Genomic DNA, 17,275 nt, shown 5'->3' on the forward strand with positions numbered 1-17,275 from the left:
AATACTGTATGCGCACACAGTATTTGGCACACCTACCGGCGTCAACGACAAAGCCGTGACACGCCGCCCGACTTACTGTGTCCGCGGCGGCAGGATCGCACTGCCCGACCCTAGCATGGGCCGCATATGCGGCATCATGTTGCTGTTCAAGTGGTACATCACCCAGAGCGAACCGCTGAGCGTAATGACCACCAGCACCAGCGTGAACATCAGCGACAGCATGTTCCAGCCGCCCTCGGACTTCGCATTCATGTGCAGGAAGTAAATCATGTGCACCACGATCTGCACCGCGCCGATCAGCAGGATCGCCACGGCCGTGGTCGACGACTTGTCGAACACGTTGCCCATCACCAGCCAGAACGGAATCGCCGTCAGGAAGACGGACAACACGAACCCCGTCAGGTAGCCGCCCAGTGTGGCGTGCGGGCCGACCTCTTCCTCGTGGTGATCATGGTGGTGGCTGTGGCCATCGCCGTGTCCGCTCATCGTTTGGTCGTGCGCGCTCATGGCAGCGTTCCCATCAGGTAGACGAAGGTAAAGACGCCGATCCAGACGACGTCCAGAAAGTGCCAGAACATCGACAGGCACATCAGCCGACGCTTGTTGGCGGTGATCAGCCCGTGCTGCGACACCTGCAGCATCAGCACGATCAGCCAGATCAGGCCGAACGTCACGTGCAGCCCGTGCGTGCCCACCAGCGAGAAGAACGACGTCAGGAACGCGCTGCGCTGCGGCCCTGCACCCTCGTGTATCAGGTGTGCGAACTCATAGAGCTCCACAGCAAGGAACCCCGCGCCGAACAGCCACGTGATGGCCAGCCAGATCTGCATGGGTGCGATCTTGTTCTGCTGCATCTGCAGCATCGCAAAGCCGTACGTGATGGAAGACAGCAGCAGGAATGACGTGTTCAGCGCCACCAGCGGCAGCTCGAACAGCTCTGCCCCGGTGGGCCCGCCCGCGTACTCGCGGCCCAGTACGCCATAGGCGGCGAACAGGCACGCGAAGATCAGGCAGTCGCTCATCAGATAGATCCAAAACCCAAGCAGCGTGCCGTTGGGCACGTGATGCTCTTCCGTCAGGTGGAACTGGTAGCCACCCGGCGGGATGCCATCCGCGTTGGCAGTGCTGCTCGCATGCAGGGGGACGGTCGTATCAGCCATGACTTGCCATCAGTTGGGTGCGTGATGCTTCGGTCCGGACCACATCTTCCGCCGGGATGTAGTAGTCGCGCTTGTAGTTGAAGGTGTGGATGATTGCCGAGAGGATCGTGGCCGCGAACGACGCGGCGGCCAACCACCAGATGTGCCAGATCAGCGCAAAGCCGCACAGCGTGGACAGGCCTGCCAACAAGATGCCCGCAGCCGTGCCCTTCGGCATGTGGATCGGGATGAAGCCTTCCTGCGGGCGTTGATAGCCATATTGCTTCATCTGCCACCAGGCGTCGGAGTCATGCACGAGCGGCGTGAACGCAAAGTTGTACTGCGGCGGCGGTGACGAGGTCGACCACTCCAGCGTGCGGCCGTTCCACGGGTCGCCGGTCGTGTCGCGCAACTCCTCACGGCGCATGAAACTGACCACGAGCTGGATCAGGAAGCACGCAATGCCGATGGCGATCAGCAGCGCACCAAAGGCAGCGAGCTGGAACCATATCTGCAAGGACGGATCGTCGAAATGGCTCATGCGGCGGGTCACGCCACGCATGCCCAGCCAGTACAGCGGCATGAACGCGAAGTAGAAGCCGATGAACCAGAACCAGAACGATGCCTTGCCCCACGACGACACCAACCGGTAACCGAACGCCTTGGGAAACCAGTACGAAATGCCCGCCATGAGGCCGAACAGCACGCCGCCAATGATCACGTTGTGGAAGTGAGCGATCAGGAACAGGCTGTTGTGCAGTGAGAAGTCCGCCGGCGGCACCGCCAGCAGCACGCCGGTCATGCCGCCAATGGCAAACGTGACCATGAATCCGACCGTCCACAGCATCGGCGGCTCGAAGCGAATCTTGCCGTGGTACATCGTGAACAGCCAGTTGAAGATCTTCGCGCCGGTCGGGATCGAGATGATCATCGTCGTGATCCCGAAGAACGAGTTGACGCTGGCGCCCGACCCCATCGTGAAGAAGTGGTGCAGCCAGACCAGATACGACAGCACCGTGATCACGACCGTCGCATAGACCATCGACGCATAGCCGAACAGGCGCTTGCGCGAGAACGTGGCCACCACTTCCGAGAAGACACCGAACACCGGCAGTACCAAGATGTAGACCTCGGGGTGGCCCCAGATCCAGATCAGGTTCACATACATCATCGCGCTGCCGCCCTGGTCGACCGTGAAGAAATTGGTGCCGGCATAGCGATCCAGGGCCAGCAGCGTGAGCGCAGCCGTCAGCACCGGAAAGGCGGCGACAATCAGTGCGTTGGTGCACAGCGCCGTCCACGTGAAGATCGGCATGCGCATCAGCGTCATACCCGGCGCGCGCATCTTGACGATGGTCACCAGCAGGTTGATGCCAGATAACACCGTACCGACCCCGGCCACCTGCAGTGCCCAGATGTAGTAGTCGACCCCGACATCGGGGCTCGCGAGGATGCCCGACAACGGCGGGTACGCCAGCCAGCCGGTACGCGCGAATTCGCCCACGAACAACGACATCATCACCAGGATGGCGCCACCCGTGGTCATCCAGAAACTGAAGTTATTGAGGAACGGAAACGCCACGTCACGTGCGCCGATCTGCAGCGGCATGACGAAATTCATCAGGCCGGTGACCAGCGGCATGGCGACGAAGAAGATCATGATCACGCCGTGCGCGGTGAAGATCTGGTCATAGTGATGCGGCGGCAGGAAGCCCGCGTTGTCGCCAAACGCCACCGCCTGCTGCATCCGCATCATCACGGCATCCGCAAAGCCGCGCAGCAGCATCACGATGCCCAGCACGATATACATGATGCCGATCTTCTTGTGGTCGATGCTGGTGAACCACTCACGCCACAGGTAGCCCCAGACGCGGAAGTACGTCAGCGCCCCCACCACCACAAGGCCGCCAATGGCGACGGCTGCGAAGGTGGCGAGCAAGATCGGCTCGTGATACGGAATGGCCTCCCAAGACAGACGGCCAAAGATCATGTTGGCGAGTTCGGAGCGCTCGGGCATGGTTGTCACCTGGGCCTGTGTTGATCAATGGTGGCCGATCAAGATTGGCGGAAAACGTCAAAGGGGCGCAGGGTCGTGCGCTACTGCAACAGCCGTCGGTTGTCGTTCAAGGCGACATCCGGTGCAAAGATTGGCATGGCATCTGCCGTATTACTCGCAGTGCAGATTTCCGCCGTCGGATCAAACCGGCCCGCGTTGTCATTGCGGTTACGCGCCATGGTGCTCCCCCGGCACCCCTGGCCATCCACGCAGCGATTCAGAATCAGGTCGTAGAGGTTCGGTGCCACGCTGGCGTAGCGTTGCACCGGTTCGCTTTCGCTGGGTTTGGCCAGCGTCAGGTAGGTGTCCTTCGACAGCGGCGTGCCTGAAGACTTGACCTGCTGGACCCAGCGGTCGAAATCTTCGTTGGACAAGCCGTGGAACTTGAACCGCATGTGCGAGAAGCCTGCACCGCTGTAGTTCGACGAGAACCCGTCATACACGCCGGGCTGGTTGATGACTGCATGCAGCTTGGTTTCCATGCCCGGCATCGCGTAAACCATCCCCGCCAGCGAGGGCACGAAAAACGCATTCATGACCGAGGTGGCTGTGATCCGGAACGCGATCGGACGATCCACCGGCGCCGCCAGTTCGTTGACGGTCGCGATGCCTTGCTCGGGATAGAGGAACAGCCACTTCCAATCCAGCGCCACCACTTCAACGATGAGCGGTTTGGTATCAGCAGCAACGGGGCGGCTTTCATCCAGCCGTGTGAGCGGCCGGTACGGATCGAGTTGATGCGTGCTGACCCAGGTCACGGCGCCCAGCGTGATGATGATCAACAGCGGCGCAGCCCAGATTGCCAATTCCAGCACCGTGGAATGGTCCCACTCCGGGTTGTAGGGAGCGTTCTTGGCGCTTTCCCGATATCGCCACGCAAACAGCAGCGTGAGAAAGATCACGGGCACGATGATCAACAGCATCAGGCAGGTTGCAATGATGATCAGGTCCCGCTGTCGCACTGCCATGTCGCCGGCCGGCGACAACAGCACTGCGTTGCTGCATCCCGCAAGACTCACCAAGGCGGTGATTGCGGCACTTCTCAAAAGCGACTTTCCCGTTACTTTAAGGGGCGTCACCGCTGTATCGAAGCGTGGCATGGTCTCGGAAGTGGCGTCTGATTAACGTCGCGCTGGGACGGCCCAGCGAACTTTCGATTTGCCGTTGCAGTTTAGGCGCCTATTCTGGTCATTGCCGGACTTTAAGTGCTGTACGACATTCCTCCTGCTCTCGACGGAGACTCCACGATGGCCAGCCTGACCCATCAGCATCGCGCGTCGCCAACTGCACCGCCCGCGCCAGGGCATCATGAAGTGGCACCCGCGGAGATCGCCACAGGCGTGGTGATCGGGCGCGCGTCAGAGTACTTCGACTTCTTCGTCTACGGCATCGCGTCGGTACTCGTTTTCCCTAGGGTCTACTTTCCGTTTGCAGGCGAACTGGCCGGGCTGCTGTTCAGCTTCACGGTCTTTTCCTTCGCCTTTATCGGGCGCCCATTCGGAACGGCGCTGTTCATGCGCATCCAGCGTCGATGGGGACGCAGCACCAAGCTGACCGCCTCGCTGTTTCTGCTGGGCACGGCCACGGTGGGCATTGCGTTTTTGCCGCCGTACACGTCGATTGGCCATTCGGCGATTTATCTGTTGGCGCTATTCCGCTTCATGCAGGGCATCGCGTTTGGCGGCTCCTGGGATGGCCTGCCGTCGCTGCTGGCATTGAACGCGCCCGAGAACAAGCGCGGCTGGTACGCCATGCTGGGGCAACTCGGCGCGCCCACCGGCTTCATCATTGCGGGCGCGTTGTTCCTGTTCCTCTACTCCAGCCTGACATTCCAGGAGTTCATCGACTGGGGCTGGCGCTATCCGTTCTACGTCGCCTTTGCCATCAACGTGGTGGCGCTGTTTGCACGGCTGCGGCTGGTCGTCACGCACGAGTACACGCAACTGCTGGAAGAAGGCGAGCTGGAACCGATCAGTACGCTGCAGATGGTCAACGCGCAGGGTTTCAACATCTTCCTGGGAGCCTTTGCGGCACTGGCCAGCTACGCGCTGTTCCACCTGGTCACGGTGTTCCCGCTGTCATGGGTGTCGCTGCGCAAGACGCAGAGTGTGTCCGCAGTGCTGACCGTCCAGATCATCGGCGCCGTGATCGCGTTCGTGAGCACTCTGGTTTCGGGCTTGATTGCAGACCGCATCGGCCGGCGTACCACGTTGGCGGTGATGGCAGTGCTGATCGGCATCTTCAGCCTGGCCGCGCCGTGGCTGCTCGACGGCGGTGCCGTGGGGCAGGACATCTTCATCCTCGTCGGCTTCGGTCTGCTGGGGCTGTCGTACGGCCAGGCAGCCGGCGTGGTGACATCGAACTTCGAAAGCCGATTCCGCTACACCGGCGCCGCCCTGACCACTGACTTCGGCTGGCTGTTTGGCGCGGCATTCGCGCCGCTGGTGGCACTGGGCCTGTCGTCGTTGTTCGGGCTCGGGGCCGTCAGCGTGTATCTGCTGTCAGGCGTGGTGAGTACGCTGGTGGCGCTACGGATCAACCAGGCGCTGGGGACGCCCGACGCGTGAGCGCTTTCGCTGGAGAAAACCTCGGAACGAGGTAAGTGGTGCGAGGGAGGGGACTCGAACCCCTACACCATTGCTGGCGTCAGGACCTAAACCTGGTGCGTCTACCAATTTCGCCACCCTCGCTGGATGGAGCACGCCGCCCACTGAAGGGGCGCCGGAAAGGAAGCCCGCGATTATATCGCAGTCGTTCGGGGGTTTCCATCCCCTTCGCCACCCGATGTGGTGTAGGGGTTCGAGTCCCCTCCCTCGCACCACTTCGGCGAGGGTCGCTACGCCGGATGTGATCGTTAGACCGTCGGCGCCATTGCCTGGGATTCCGGCCGCCTGACACGGAACCACGCCGCATACAGCGCCGGCAGGAACAGCAGCGTCAGCACCGTGGCGATAATCAGGCCGCCCATGATGGCCGCGGCCATCGGGCCCCAGAACACGCTGCGCGACAACGGAATCATTGCCAATACCGCTGCGGCAGCCGTCAGGATGATGGGACGGAAGCGCCGCACGGCCGCCTCGACGATGGCCGTCCAGGTCGGCACACCCGCCGCCACATCCTGCTCGATCTGGTCCACCAGAATGACCGAGTTGCGGATGATCATCCCGATCAGCGCCGTGATGCCGAGCTGCGCCACGAAGCCCATCGGCGCGCGCAGCAGCAACAACGTCGCCGCGGCACCGATCAACCCGAGCGGGCCGGTCAGGAACACCATCACCGAGCGCGAGAAGCTGTGCAGCTGAAGCATCAGCAACAAGAAGATGATGAAGATGCATAGCGGCATCTGCGCGGCAATCGATGCACCTGCGTTGGCACTCTCCTCCTCCGCGCCGGCAATCTTGATCTGATAATCCGGCGGCAGATCCGCGCGGATCTTGTCGAGCAGCGGGTTGATCTGCGCCGTCACCGTCGGGCCCTGTACGCCGTCCACCACGTCGGACTGCACGGTGATGCCGTAGTCGCGGTTCTCGCGCCAGATCACGCCCGGCTCCCACGCAAAGCCCACGCGCGCCACCTGCGTGAGCGGCACGGTGCGGCCGCTGGCGGTCGGTACCTGCACACGCTGCAGTGCGTCGAGCGTGTTGCGCTCGTCTTCCTGCGGGCGCATGACGATATCGAGCAGCTTGTCGCCGTCACGGTACTGAGCGATGGGCGCACCGGACATCACCGTTTGCGTGACCTGCGAGATCGAGCCCGTCGACACGCCCAGCGCGCGCGCCTTGTCCTGGTCGATGTCCAGGCGTAGCACCTTGACGTTCTCGTTCCAGTTGTCGTTCACGCCCACGGTGTTCGGGTTGGCAGTCATGATCGCCTTGACCTGGTCGGCGATCTTGCGCACGCCGCCAATGTCCGGCCCCATCACGCGGAACTGCACCGGATACGGCACCGGTGGCCCGTTCGGTAGCAGCTTCACGCGGCCACGTAGATGCGGGAATTGCGACTTGAGCAAACCGATGACGTGCTGACGCACGCCTTCGCGCGCCTCCAGCGAGGTCGGCATGACAATGGCCTGGGCGACGTTGGTCTGCGGCAGGATCTGGTCCAGCGGCAGGTAGAAACGCGGCGCGCCGGAGCCGATGAACAGCGTCACGCTGTCGACGTTCTGCTCCTTGCGCATCAGCGCTTCAAAGCGCTTGGCCTCGGCTTCGGTCTGGCTGAAGCTGGAGCCTTCCGGCAGCCACAGCTCTACCATCAGCTCGGGGCGGCTGGAATCCGGGAAGAACTGCTTCTCCACATACTTGAAGCCGAACACCCCCAGCCCGAACGCCACCAACGTGATGACGATCACCGTCTTGCGGTATTCCACACACCAGTTCACCCAGCCGCGGAAGCGGTTGTAGAACGGCGTGTCGAACAGCTCGTGATGACCGCCGTCACCCACATGCGACTTGGTACGCAATAGCAGGAAACCGAGATACGGCACAAACACCACGGCCGCAAACCACGAGAGCACCAGCGCCAGCGCCGTCACCGCAAAAATACCGAACGTGTATTCGCCCACCGTCGAGCGCGCCAGCCCCACCGGCAAGAAGCCTGTGGCGGTGATGAGCGTGCCGGTCAGCATCGGCATGGCGGTGGAGCTGTACGCAAAGGTGGCGGCTTCCATCTTGGAGAAGCCCTCTTCCAGCTTGCGCACCATCATTTCGACCGCGATGATCGCGTCGTCCACCAGCAGGCCCAGCGCGATGATCAGCGCGCCCAATGAAATCTTGTGCAGGCCGATGTCGAAGATGTTCATGAACAGGAACGTCACCGCCAGCACCAGCGGGATCGTCAGGCCCACCACCAGACCGGGCCACACATCAATGCGCAGCTTGGGCTTCGTATGCAGGCCCAGCGACAGAAAGCTCACCGCCAGCACAATCACCACGGCCTCGATCAGCACGTGCACGAACTCGCCCACCGAGTTCTGCACCGACTTCGGCTGGTTCTGCACCTGCTCCATCTCGATGCCCATCGGCAGCTTGGCGTGGATCCGATCGACCGTCGCGCGCAGGTCCTTGCCGAGCTGGATGATGTCGCCGCCCTTGGTCATCGAGATGCCCAGGCCGATGACCTCGCGGCCGTTGTAGCGCATCTTGGCGTGCGGCGGGTCGATGTAGCCGTGCTTGACGGCGGCAATGTCGCCCAGGCGGATGTTGGTCGTGCCGCCAGGGCCGCGCAGCGTCAGGTTCTCCAGATCGCGGATGTCCGAGAACTGCCCCGACAGGCGGATCTGCACGTTGTCGGTGGGCGTCACCAGCACACCGCTGGGGCCGATGTTGTTCTGCTGGCCGATCTGCGTCGCGATGCTGTTGATGTCCAGCCCCATCTGCGCCAGCTTGGCCTGCTGGAACTCGATGTAGATCTTCTCGTCCTGATCGCCCAGCAATTCGACCTTGGCGACGTTGGGCACGCGCAGCAACTGTTGCCGGATGGAATCTGCGTAGTCGTTGAGCTGGCGATAGGTGAAGCCATCGGCCGACAGCGCATAGATCGAGCCGTACACATCGCCAAAATCATCATTGAAGAACGGCCCGCGCACGCCCTGCGGCAACGTTGGCGCGATGTCCCCCACCTTCTTGCGCACTGTGTACCAGAGCTGCTTCGTGTCCTTTGAGGGCGACGTGTCGGCCAACTGGAAGGTGACCAGCGTCTCTCCCGGCTTGGAGTAGCTGCGGATCTTCCAGGCGTACGGCACTTCCTGCAGCGCCTTCTCGATCTTGTCGGTCACCTGACGCGACATCTGCTCGGCTGTGGCGCCGGGCCAGAAAGCCTGCACCACCATCGCACGGAAGGTGAAGGGCGGATCTTCATCCTGCCCCAGCTTGGAATACGCAAAGATGCCGCCGAGCAACAGCGCCACCAGCAAGAAGCGCGTGAGCGGCTGATGTTCGAGCGCCCAGCGTGACAGGTTGAAACGGGAGTGTTCCATGCGCGCGAAGGTTGGCGTGTTGGGGCGGAAGCCGGTTGTGGCTTACCGGCGCGGCGTGATGGCGGACTGGGCCGACGGCTGATCTGCCGGGGCCATCGGCATCACCTTCTGGCCGGCCTTAAGCAGATGCACGCCAGCGGTCACGATGGTCTGGCCCGGCGCCAGGCCGCTGGTGACCAGCAGCACGTTGTCGCGCGGCTCGCCCACCGTCACCGGCACGGGCTTGACCGTCTGCGATGTGGCGTCATACAGCCACACCACGTTCTTGCCCTGCTCCTGCAGCAGCGCACTGATCGGCACACGCACGCCCATGCCACCACTGCCTGCTCCACCGCCGGGGCGCACGAACCTGGCCACCGCCGTCATGCCAAGCTTCAGTTCAGGCGGCGGGTTCGGTACCGAAATCTTCACGGTGTATGTGCGCGTGAGCGGATCGGCTGCCGGCGCAATCTCGCGCACCTTGCCCGGAATGCTGCGCGACTGGTCCGCCCACAGCTTGACGCTCACATCCGGCGATTTGCGCAGTGTGTCCACCTGGTCTTCAGGAATGCCGACCACGACTTCCTTCTCGGCCGTCTGCGCCACGCGCACAACGGGCTGGCCGGCAGACACCACTTGCCCGACCTCAGCATCGACACCCGTCACCACACCGTCCGCATCGGCTTCGAGCGTGGCATAGGCGGCTTGGTTGGATTGATTGCGATAGCCCGCTGCTGCCTGCTCGTAACGAGCCTGTGCGCCGTCGTAGTTGGCTTGATGGCGTTGCTGTTCAGCGGCGCTGATGAAGCCCTTGGTGAACAGCTCGGAATAACGTTTGAGGTCGGCGGCGGCCAGATCGCGGTCGGTCTTTGCGCCAGACAGTTGAGCCTGGGCCGATTGCTGCGCCAGCGCCAGATCCGTCGGGTCGAGGCGCGCCAGGACTTGGCCTTTCTTCACCGTGGCGCCCACATCGACCAATCGTGCAGTGATCTTGCCCGGCACGCGGAAGCCCAGGCGCGACTCAATGCGCGGACGCACGTCACCGGAAAATTCTGCCGTGCCGGCCCCCTGCTCGCTTGTGACCGTCAGGGTGCGTACGGGGCGGACTTCAGGCGCCTTGGGCTGCTCTTTGCTGCAGCCAGCCAACAGCGCTGCGCCGGTCAGCAAGACCGTTGATACGGCCAGAGACCAAGAGCGCCCTCGCGACAGCGCAAGCGTGTCGAAAGAACCGGTGGAGTCGGAATGCGGGTACGACGGGTACATCGCAGGCACAGCGGGCATGACACGCTCTCAGTAAATAACTGACCGGTCAGTAATATACCCACGGCAATGCGCAGGGTCAACGACACGGCGCTGTCTGATTGACTTTTATTGCTGGCCGCCCGGCAGCGGCCTCTCACATGCTGCACTGCAGCGCCATGTAGAATGGCCGCCCTGCCTATTTCCCACCGCGCGTCCACTGCGACGGCCCCTTCCGTGACCCCCGACGACTACTGCGCCGACAAGGCCGCCCCGCCCGGCAGCGACCTGTACTACAGCGTATTGTTTCTGACACCCGAGCGCCGTCGCGCGACCATCGCGCTGGAAGCCGTACGCCGTGAACTGGAAGACGCCGTGCGCGACGCAACCGACCCGGCCGTCGTGCAGTCAAAGCTGCAATGGTGGCGCCAGGAGCTTGCTAGGCTGTTTGAAGGCCGCCCCGATCACCCCGCTACCAAGGCGCTGCAACCGCATCTATCCGCCTATGACATTGGCGCGGTGCACTTGGGAGAACTGCTGGCCGGCGTAGAAGCCGATGCCATGCAAAACCGTTATCTGGATTGGCCCAACCTGCGTCGCCATGGCGATCAGGTGGCCGGTGTGGCGGGCCGATTGGCTGCGCGCATTGCCGGCCACACGCATGCGCGCACGCTGGAGTTCGGGCGGCTGTTGTCGCTGGCCGAGCAACTGGTCCACTTCATCCGCAACCTGGGCGAAGACGTGCGCCACAACCGCGTCTACGTCCCCGTGGATGAACTGCAGCGCTTCAATGTGCCAGCGGCGGATCTGTTCAACCGCCGCTATGCGGATGGCTTCAAGCCGTTGATGGCGTTCCAGGCCGAACGCGCCCGCACCACCTACAAAGAAGCGCTGGCCGCATTGCCGGCCGAAGATCGCCGCGCCCAGCGCTCAGCGCTGATCCGCGGCGTGCTGGCCATGCGCCTGCTCGACGAGGTGGAGGCCGACGGCTTCCAGGTGCTCACGCAGCGCACCGACCTGACGCCGCTGCGCAAGCTGTGGTTGGCGTGGAAGACGCAAATCCGCAGTTGATCAGGTCTTGATCAGATCCAGCGGTGCAAACCTGCCGGCCAGCACCGACTGCGAATCCATGCCCCACCAGCGCTCCAGCACCGTCGCGTAGAGCGAGCGGAAATCGACCGATGGGTCGAGATTGCCGCCGCCATCCAAGCGCTCCAGTATCGGCCCCTGGCCGGCCAGCCCGCCCTTCACACGACCGCCCGCCACGAAATGCGCGGCAGCGGTGCCGTGGTCCGTACCGTTGTTCAGGTTCTCGCGCGGGCGGCGGCCAAATTCGGAATACGTGACGATGAGCGCGTCATTCCAGCGGCCCAGCTCCGTGAGCGCGCTCTTGAGCGAGGCAATGCCATCGCCCAACTGCTTCAGCAGGTTCGCCTGCGTGCCCTGCTGGTTGGTGTGCGTATCAAAGCTGCCCAGCGACAGGCACACCACAGCCACATCGGCCCCGCCATGCCCGGGCGCGGCCACCACCTGCATCGCTGCCTTGATCGAATTGCCGAAGCCGCCATCCGGAAAGTGCGTCTGGAACGCAAACTTGCCCGCCTTCGGACGCAACCCGTCGGCAGCCTTAACGATATCCGCCTCGACCTTCAGCACGTGCTCAAGGGTGGCATTGCCCATGGCGTGAGACGGCATCGCCAGCTTGGCTTCGTTGAGGAAGGCGTCCGGATTGGCCAGCGCCACGGCTCGGGAGCCGCCGTCGAGCGGGCCGAGATCCGCAGTGCCAATGATCACGCCATCCGCACCGAACGATGCCGGCACCGGCCGCGCAGCAAACGCACGTGTCAGCCAGCCTTCGCGCAGATATTGATCCGAACGCGAAGCCGTGTCCCAGATCTCGATCGAACGGAAGTGCGAGAGATTCGGCTGCGGATACGACAACCCCTGCACCACTGACAGCTCACCCGCCTGCCACAGCGGCATCATCGCCTGCAGAGACGGGTGCAGACCGTAGCGGTCATCCAGCTGCAGCACCTGCTCACGCTTGATGGCAATGCGCGGGCGCAGCGTGTAGTACTGCTCGCTTGTGTACGGCACGACAGTGTTCAAACCATCGTTGCCGCCCTTGAGCTCAATCAGGATCAGCAGGTTGCCGTAGCCCTTGCGCCCGCCCTGATCTCGCTGCCCTTGCGCGAAAACGATGCCCGGCATCGCACCACCCATGCCGAGCATGGCGCCTGCCTTCAGAAAATCGCGACGTTCCATGATGTGTGCTCCTGCAGAGATGGCGTTACTTCAATTGGTAGGCCGGGTCCATCATCAGCGTGCGCAGATACGCAGTACCGGCCAGCTTGACGGGAATGGGCGCGGTCGGCTCGATCGGCAGCACAGCACGCTGGATCGAGATGCGCGGCCCGAGTTGCGGCGGATCATCCCCATCCGCCCCGAACTGGGCCAGCCACTTGGCCGAATTGAACGACACCATGGTCTGCGACTGCGCCAGCTTGAAACGGCCCTCCTGCCCCATGCCCTTGAGCGCCTGACCCAGGCCCTGCACGGTGCCGCCCTCCTTCAGATCCGCACGCATCGCAGCCATCATCACGCCGGGCTTCTGCTGCTGAGCTTGCTGCGGCGGCGCCTTCATTTCGGTCGAACGGAACAGCTGGTCCAGAAACTGCTTGCGCCCAAGCAGCGTCGTCGAGTTGATCCACGCATCGCCACCCGGCCAGCCCTTCACGTTGGGCGGCGCCAACAGGTTCTGCCCGAGCTGCGCAGACTTGATCGCGAACGGGGTCGGGTCGGAGTACTGCACATTGAATTGCTTGAGCGTGCCGACAATCATTTCCACGGGCGACTTCACCAGCGTCGCGCGCGTCTGCGGCGCCCAGAAGGCTGGCGCCATGAACAGCTCGCGCAGGGCAACCTTGATGTCGTACCTGCTTGAGCGGAACGCATCGGCCACGCGCTGCACCTGCGCCGTATCTGGATCAGGCGAGACGAACTCACGCCACAGCTTGGTCACGACAAAGGTGGCCGTCTCCGGGCGGGACAGCAGGATGTCGAGCATCTGATCGCCGTCGTAGTCGCCGCTCTGGCCGAATACGGTCTTCACGCCGGTGTCGTGAATCTGAGGGCGCCAGAGGTAGGCGAAGTCGTGCTCACGGTCGATGCTCCAGCCCGTGTAGGCGCGCGCCGCCTCTTTAATGTCCTGCTCGGTGTAATGGCCCTCACCCAGCGTGAACAACTCCATCACCTCGCGGGCGAAGTTCTCGTTGGGCTTGCCCTTGCGGCTCTCGGCGCCATCCAGGTAGATCAGCATCGCCGGGTCTTTGCCGATGGCGTGCAGCATCGTGCCGAAGTTGCCGACCGCGTCCTGGCGCAGCAGCACGTTCTGCCTGTACATCAACTGCGCAAACGGCACCTTCTGCGAGCTGGACACGAAGTGGTTGTGCCAGAACAGCGTCATGCGCTCGGTCAGCGGCGACGGTGTCTTGATCATCTCGCCCATCCACCAGGCACGCAGTTCCAGCTCGTGCGCAGCGTTCTTCTGGCGAGCGGCCTTGCGGGCATCTTCGTCGGGCAGCTTGTTGTAGGGGATGATCGGTTCGTTGACCCACGCCGGCGGCGGCGTAGTGGCAACCGTGCCGGTCTGCGCCAGCACACGGTCGATGGCCTCGCGGTGCGTCAATCCGGCGTACGTATCCAGTTCGCTCTCAGACGGCGAAAAACCGATACGGGTGAGGAAATAGCGCGCGTCTTCGCGGTCCAGGCGCTGCTCGTCGGCAGCGGGTGCCTTGGCATGCGTGCTGTGGCGATGCGGTTTGTCCTGCGTCGCCGCCTGCGCGGGCGGAAGTGAAAGGACGCCAGCGGCTGCCAGCGCCAGAAATATCGTGCCACGTACTCGCATGTCGGTCCCCCGAGTCGACCCTGATGCCTTGCCGGGGCAGCGACTGTGCGCCGTTCCTCGGCTCCTACCTAGCCGCCACGGTGATAGATGTCCCGCGTGACGTCATAGATGTTCTGACGCAACTGCTTGCGTTCCTCGGGTGACAGCTTGCGCTGCGGGGGTGACCCTGACCGGCCTTCGTTCTCAGCTCGGCGGTTTTCCATGGCGGCGGCGCGGCGACGGCGTTCATCTGCCTCGTTACCGCGTCCTCCGCCCTGATTCCCGCCCTTGTGCGGCGCGGCAGCCTCGAAGAAGCCGCCGCCATTGAATCGGCCGAACCCGTTTCCACCACCGAATCCACCGGGTGGCGCATTGTGCGGCCCGCGCGCCTGCGCCGGCAGATACGCCAGGCACAGGGCGGCAGCCCACGCCGTCAGCGCCAAGCGCCGCCGGAAACTTGCTGATCGATCCGTCAAAAGAGAGAGAGAAGCCACGTCCATGTTGCTGGAAACCGATGCGCCATGCATCATTGCGCGACAATCGATATCAGGCAACCGCATTGCACGCCAGCCCCCTTTGCGGGGGTCAGCACATTTTGACCCCAACTGAGGAACCGCCAAGGCAGTGTAGCCGTGCGTCCTACAGACTGTTCGCGTGGCCCGGTAAATAATGTAACCGTCTGTTTCAATTGGGGTTCTACCGCCGTCTGAACTCCCTTGGGCCTGTGTTTTTGTCGTTACCATTAGCGCCATGGAAAATTCTGGTCAAAAGATTCTCGTCGTCGACGACGATCCCCGCCTGCGCGATCTGCTGCGCCGTTACCTCGGGGAACAGGGCTTCACCGTGCTGGTGGCGGAAAACGCCACGGCCATGAACAAACTCTGGCTGCGCGAGCGCTTCGACCTGCTCGTGCTCGACCTCATGATGCCGGGCGAAGATGGCCTGTCGATCTGCCGGCGCCTGCGCGGCGCAAATGATCAGACGCCCATTATCATGCTCACCGCCAAGGGCGAAGACGTGGATCGCATTGTCGGCCTGGAAATGGGCGCCGATGATTATCTGCCCAAGCCCTTCAACCCGCGCGAGCTGATCGCACGCATCCATGCGGTGCTGCGCCGCCGTGGCCCGGCCGAGATTCCCGGTGCACCGTCGGAAACGCCCGAAACCTTCGCCTTTGGCGATTTCGTGCTGAACCTGGCCACGCGCACGCTCAAGAAGAACGACGAAGAGATCACGCTCACGACGGGCGAATTCTCCGTGCTCAAGGTGTTCGCGCGCCATCCGCGCCAACCCCTATCGCGTGAAAAGTTGATGGAAATGGCACGCGGCCGCGAATACGAAGTCTTCGACCGCAGCCTCGACGTGCAGATCTCCCGCCTGCGCAAGCTGATCGAGCCCGACGCCAGTAACCCGCGCTTCATCCAGACGGTCTGGGGCCTGGGCTACGTGTTCATTCCTGATGGTGCCAAGTAAGGGCGCCAAGTAACCCCTCTCATCCGCATCCGACTTGCGCATTCCGCGTCCGGCCGCGCTGCGGCGTCTGTTGATCAGTGTGTTCGGTTCGCTGTTCTGGCGAACCTTCATGCTGATCGCCCTCCTGATCGCGATCTCGCTGGGCGTCTGGTTCCAGAGCTTCCGCATTTTTGAGCGCGAGCCGCGCGCACAGCAGATCGCCATGCAGGTGGTCAGCGTGGTTAAGCTCACGCGGGCGGCGCTGCTGTACTCCGACCCGGCACGCCGGCGCTTCCTGTTGCTGGACCTCGTGCAGAACGAAGGCATCAAGGTCTATCCGCGCGAGAAGGAGGACGAGTACCGCGAGCCGCACACCAACCCTTACCTGACACAGCTCGTCCAACAGGAGATTCGCAACCGGCTGGGTGTCGAAACGGTGATCGCCACGGCGGTCAACGATATTCCGGGCGTATGGGTGAGCTTCCAGATCGAAGGCGACGATTACTGGGTCGCCATCAGCCCGGACCGTTTCGAGCACGTGCCGGGGCTACAGTGGCTGTGGTGGTCGATGGCGGCACTGGTGCTGTCGGTGCTGGGCGCGGCGTTCATTACGTCACGCGTGAACCAGCCGCTCAAGCGCCTGGCCGATACGGCGCGCGCCATCAGTGCGGGCGACGACCCGAAATCACTGCCCGAAGCTGGCGGCACAGAAGTGGCGCAGGCGAATCACAGCTTCAACCAGATGGTGCGCGACCTCAAGCAGCTTGAGGCCGATCGCGCCGTCATGCTGGCCGGTATCTCGCACGACCTACGCACGCCGCTTACGCGCCTGCGCCTGGAAACGGAGATGAGCCCCGTCGACGAGCAAACGCGCGAGCTGATGGTGGCCGACATCGAGCAGATGGACGCCATCATCGGCCAGTTCCTCGACTACGCACGCCCTTCCAGCGAGATGCAGGAAGACGTGGATCTGACCGAACTGGTACGCGACACGGCACCGGTGTATTCGGCGCACGACGACATCGACCTCACGCTCAAGCTCGCACCGGAAGCCATCGCCCGCTGCAACCGCATGGAGACGCAGCGCATTCTCGACAACCTGATCGAGAACGCGCGCCGCTACGGCAAGACGCCCGGTACTGGCCGCGCCGACATCACGGTCAGCACCCTGCTGCAAAACAACGAAGTCGTGCTGTGCGTGGCCGACCGCGGTGCCGGTGTGCCGGCCGATCAGCTTGCACTGCTCACGCGCCCGTTCTATCGACTGGAATCGGCGCGCAGTGAGGCCAAGGGCGCCGGGCTCGGCATGTCGATCGTCAATCGCATTCTGCAGCGTGGTGGCGGCCGGCTGGTGCTCGAAAACCGCACCCCACCCGAAACCGGACTGGTTGTCAGCGCCTGCTACATCCGCACCTGATCTGTGCCGCCCAGGCACATGCCCTGCTTCCTACAACTGTCATTTGCAACGACTAAGGTCGACGCGTCGGCATGTCCAGCGCCCTCATCGGCTATGGCCGACGTTGAGACAATCAATTAGCCGGTTTCAACAT

Annotated in this window: 13 protein-coding genes and 1 tRNA gene; 4 read left to right on the forward strand and 10 right to left on the reverse strand. The window is 63.1% G+C overall.

The annotated features are described in order from the left end of the window. Positions 1-72: 72 nt before the first annotated feature. The 4 genes from cyoD to cyoA form a co-directional block, all read right to left on the reverse strand. Positions 73-507 (reverse strand): cytochrome o ubiquinol oxidase subunit IV, encoded by a 435-nt coding sequence (gene cyoD / locus ACS13N_RS16445; RefSeq protein ID WP_438932625.1) that lies wholly within the window; start codon positions 505-507, stop codon positions 73-75. Continuing rightward, positions 504-1,160 carry a cytochrome o ubiquinol oxidase subunit III gene (cyoC, locus tag ACS13N_RS16450; RefSeq protein WP_438932626.1) on the reverse strand — a complete coding sequence of 219 codons (657 nt, stop codon included), beginning with the start codon at positions 1,158-1,160 and terminating at the stop codon, positions 504-506. The genes cyoD and cyoC overlap by 4 nt, the downstream gene beginning before the upstream one ends. Then, complete coding sequence (gene cyoB / locus ACS13N_RS16455; RefSeq protein WP_438932627.1) at positions 1,153-3,156, reverse strand: cytochrome o ubiquinol oxidase subunit I; 2,004 nt, start codon at positions 3,154-3,156, stop codon at positions 1,153-1,155. Before cyoB ends, cyoC begins: the two co-directional genes overlap by 8 nt. A gap of 80 nt (positions 3,157-3,236) precedes the next feature. Next, positions 3,237-4,295, reverse strand: coding sequence for a ubiquinol oxidase subunit II (cyoA, locus tag ACS13N_RS16460; RefSeq protein ID WP_438932628.1), 1,059 nt, complete (start codon positions 4,293-4,295; stop codon positions 3,237-3,239). A gap of 147 nt (positions 4,296-4,442) precedes the next feature. Here cyoA and ACS13N_RS16465 point away from each other — a divergent pair, with 147 nt between their 5' ends. Further along, positions 4,443-5,762 carry an MFS transporter gene (locus tag ACS13N_RS16465; RefSeq protein WP_438932629.1) on the forward strand — a complete coding sequence of 440 codons (1,320 nt, stop codon included), beginning with the start codon at positions 4,443-4,445 and terminating at the stop codon, positions 5,760-5,762. Positions 5,763-5,798: 36 nt separating this feature from the next. Here the strand turns inward: ACS13N_RS16465 and ACS13N_RS16470 are convergent. The 3 genes from ACS13N_RS16470 to ACS13N_RS16480 form a co-directional block, all read right to left on the reverse strand. Beyond that, positions 5,799-5,885 (reverse strand) — tRNA-Leu (locus ACS13N_RS16470). Between the two features lie 164 nt (positions 5,886-6,049). Continuing rightward, positions 6,050-9,169 (reverse strand): efflux RND transporter permease subunit, encoded by a 3,120-nt coding sequence (locus ACS13N_RS16475; RefSeq protein ID WP_438932630.1) that lies wholly within the window; start codon positions 9,167-9,169, stop codon positions 6,050-6,052. Between the two features lie 42 nt (positions 9,170-9,211). Then, the gene (locus tag ACS13N_RS16480) at positions 9,212-10,429 is read right to left on the reverse strand and encodes an efflux RND transporter periplasmic adaptor subunit (protein WP_438932631.1); all 1,218 of its coding nucleotides are present in this window, start codon (positions 10,427-10,429) and stop codon (positions 9,212-9,214) included. A gap of 144 nt (positions 10,430-10,573) precedes the next feature. On the opposite strand from ACS13N_RS16480, the gene hpnD reads away from it, so the two are divergent. Continuing rightward, positions 10,574-11,458, forward strand: coding sequence for a presqualene diphosphate synthase HpnD (gene hpnD, locus ACS13N_RS16485; protein WP_438932632.1), 885 nt, complete (start codon positions 10,574-10,576; stop codon positions 11,456-11,458). On the opposite strand, the gene ACS13N_RS16490 is transcribed toward hpnD, so the two are convergent. The 3 genes from ACS13N_RS16490 to ACS13N_RS16500 form a co-directional block, all read right to left on the reverse strand. Beyond that, the gene (locus ACS13N_RS16490) at positions 11,459-12,652 is read right to left on the reverse strand and encodes a DUF1501 domain-containing protein (RefSeq protein ID WP_438932633.1); all 1,194 of its coding nucleotides are present in this window, start codon (positions 12,650-12,652) and stop codon (positions 11,459-11,461) included. 25 nt (positions 12,653-12,677) lie between these two features. Further along, positions 12,678-14,294 carry a DUF1800 domain-containing protein gene (locus ACS13N_RS16495; protein WP_438932634.1) on the reverse strand — a complete coding sequence of 539 codons (1,617 nt, stop codon included), beginning with the start codon at positions 14,292-14,294 and terminating at the stop codon, positions 12,678-12,680. Between the two features lie 68 nt (positions 14,295-14,362). Beyond that, on the reverse strand, positions 14,363-14,833 hold the full coding sequence (locus tag ACS13N_RS16500) for a hypothetical protein (RefSeq protein WP_438932635.1): 471 nt from the start codon (positions 14,831-14,833) through the stop codon (positions 14,363-14,365). 190 nt (positions 14,834-15,023) lie between these two features. On the opposite strand from ACS13N_RS16500, the gene ompR reads away from it, so the two are divergent. Together ompR and ACS13N_RS16510 are read left to right on the forward strand one after the other, a co-directional pair. Further along, positions 15,024-15,746: an osmolarity response regulator transcription factor OmpR gene (ompR, locus tag ACS13N_RS16505; protein WP_004627064.1), complete on the forward strand. Its 723-nt coding sequence runs from the start codon at positions 15,024-15,026 to the stop codon at positions 15,744-15,746. A gap of 34 nt (positions 15,747-15,780) precedes the next feature. Beyond that, on the forward strand, positions 15,781-17,142 hold the full coding sequence (locus ACS13N_RS16510) for an ATP-binding protein (RefSeq protein ID WP_438932636.1): 1,362 nt from the start codon (positions 15,781-15,783) through the stop codon (positions 17,140-17,142). The last annotated feature ends 133 nt before the right edge of the window (positions 17,143-17,275 follow it).

It is taken from the genome of Ralstonia sp. 24A2 (assembly GCF_051783885.1).
In the GTDB taxonomy this organism is placed as follows: domain Bacteria; phylum Pseudomonadota; class Gammaproteobacteria; order Burkholderiales; family Burkholderiaceae; genus Ralstonia.

Excerpts from the sequence above, each read along its gene's own strand:
- ACS13N_RS16480 (WP_438932631.1), bottom strand. The coding sequence starts at position 10,429 with ATGCCCGCTGTGCCTGCGATGTACCCGTCGTACCCGCATTCCGACTCC.
- hpnD (WP_438932632.1), top strand. The coding sequence starts at position 10,574 with ATGGCCGCCCTGCCTATTTCCCACCGCGCGTCCACTGCGACGGCCCCT.
- ACS13N_RS16465 (WP_438932629.1), top strand. The coding sequence starts at position 4,443 with ATGGCCAGCCTGACCCATCAGCATCGCGCGTCGCCAACTGCACCGCCC.
- cyoA (WP_438932628.1), bottom strand. The coding sequence starts at position 4,295 with ATGCCACGCTTCGATACAGCGGTGACGCCCCTTAAAGTAACGGGAAAG.
- ACS13N_RS16490 (WP_438932633.1), bottom strand. The coding sequence starts at position 12,652 with ATGGAACGTCGCGATTTTCTGAAGGCAGGCGCCATGCTCGGCATGGGT.
- ACS13N_RS16495 (WP_438932634.1), bottom strand. The coding sequence starts at position 14,294 with ATGCGAGTACGTGGCACGATATTTCTGGCGCTGGCAGCCGCTGGCGTC.
- ACS13N_RS16500 (WP_438932635.1), bottom strand. The coding sequence starts at position 14,833 with ATGCGGTTGCCTGATATCGATTGTCGCGCAATGATGCATGGCGCATCG.
- cyoD (WP_438932625.1), bottom strand. The coding sequence starts at position 507 with ATGAGCGCGCACGACCAAACGATGAGCGGACACGGCGATGGCCACAGC.
- ompR (WP_004627064.1), top strand. The coding sequence starts at position 15,024 with ATGGAAAATTCTGGTCAAAAGATTCTCGTCGTCGACGACGATCCCCGC.
- ACS13N_RS16475 (WP_438932630.1), bottom strand. The coding sequence starts at position 9,169 with ATGGAACACTCCCGTTTCAACCTGTCACGCTGGGCGCTCGAACATCAG.
- cyoB (WP_438932627.1), bottom strand. The coding sequence starts at position 3,156 with ATGCCCGAGCGCTCCGAACTCGCCAACATGATCTTTGGCCGTCTGTCT.
- cyoC (WP_438932626.1), bottom strand. The coding sequence starts at position 1,160 with ATGGCTGATACGACCGTCCCCCTGCATGCGAGCAGCACTGCCAACGCG.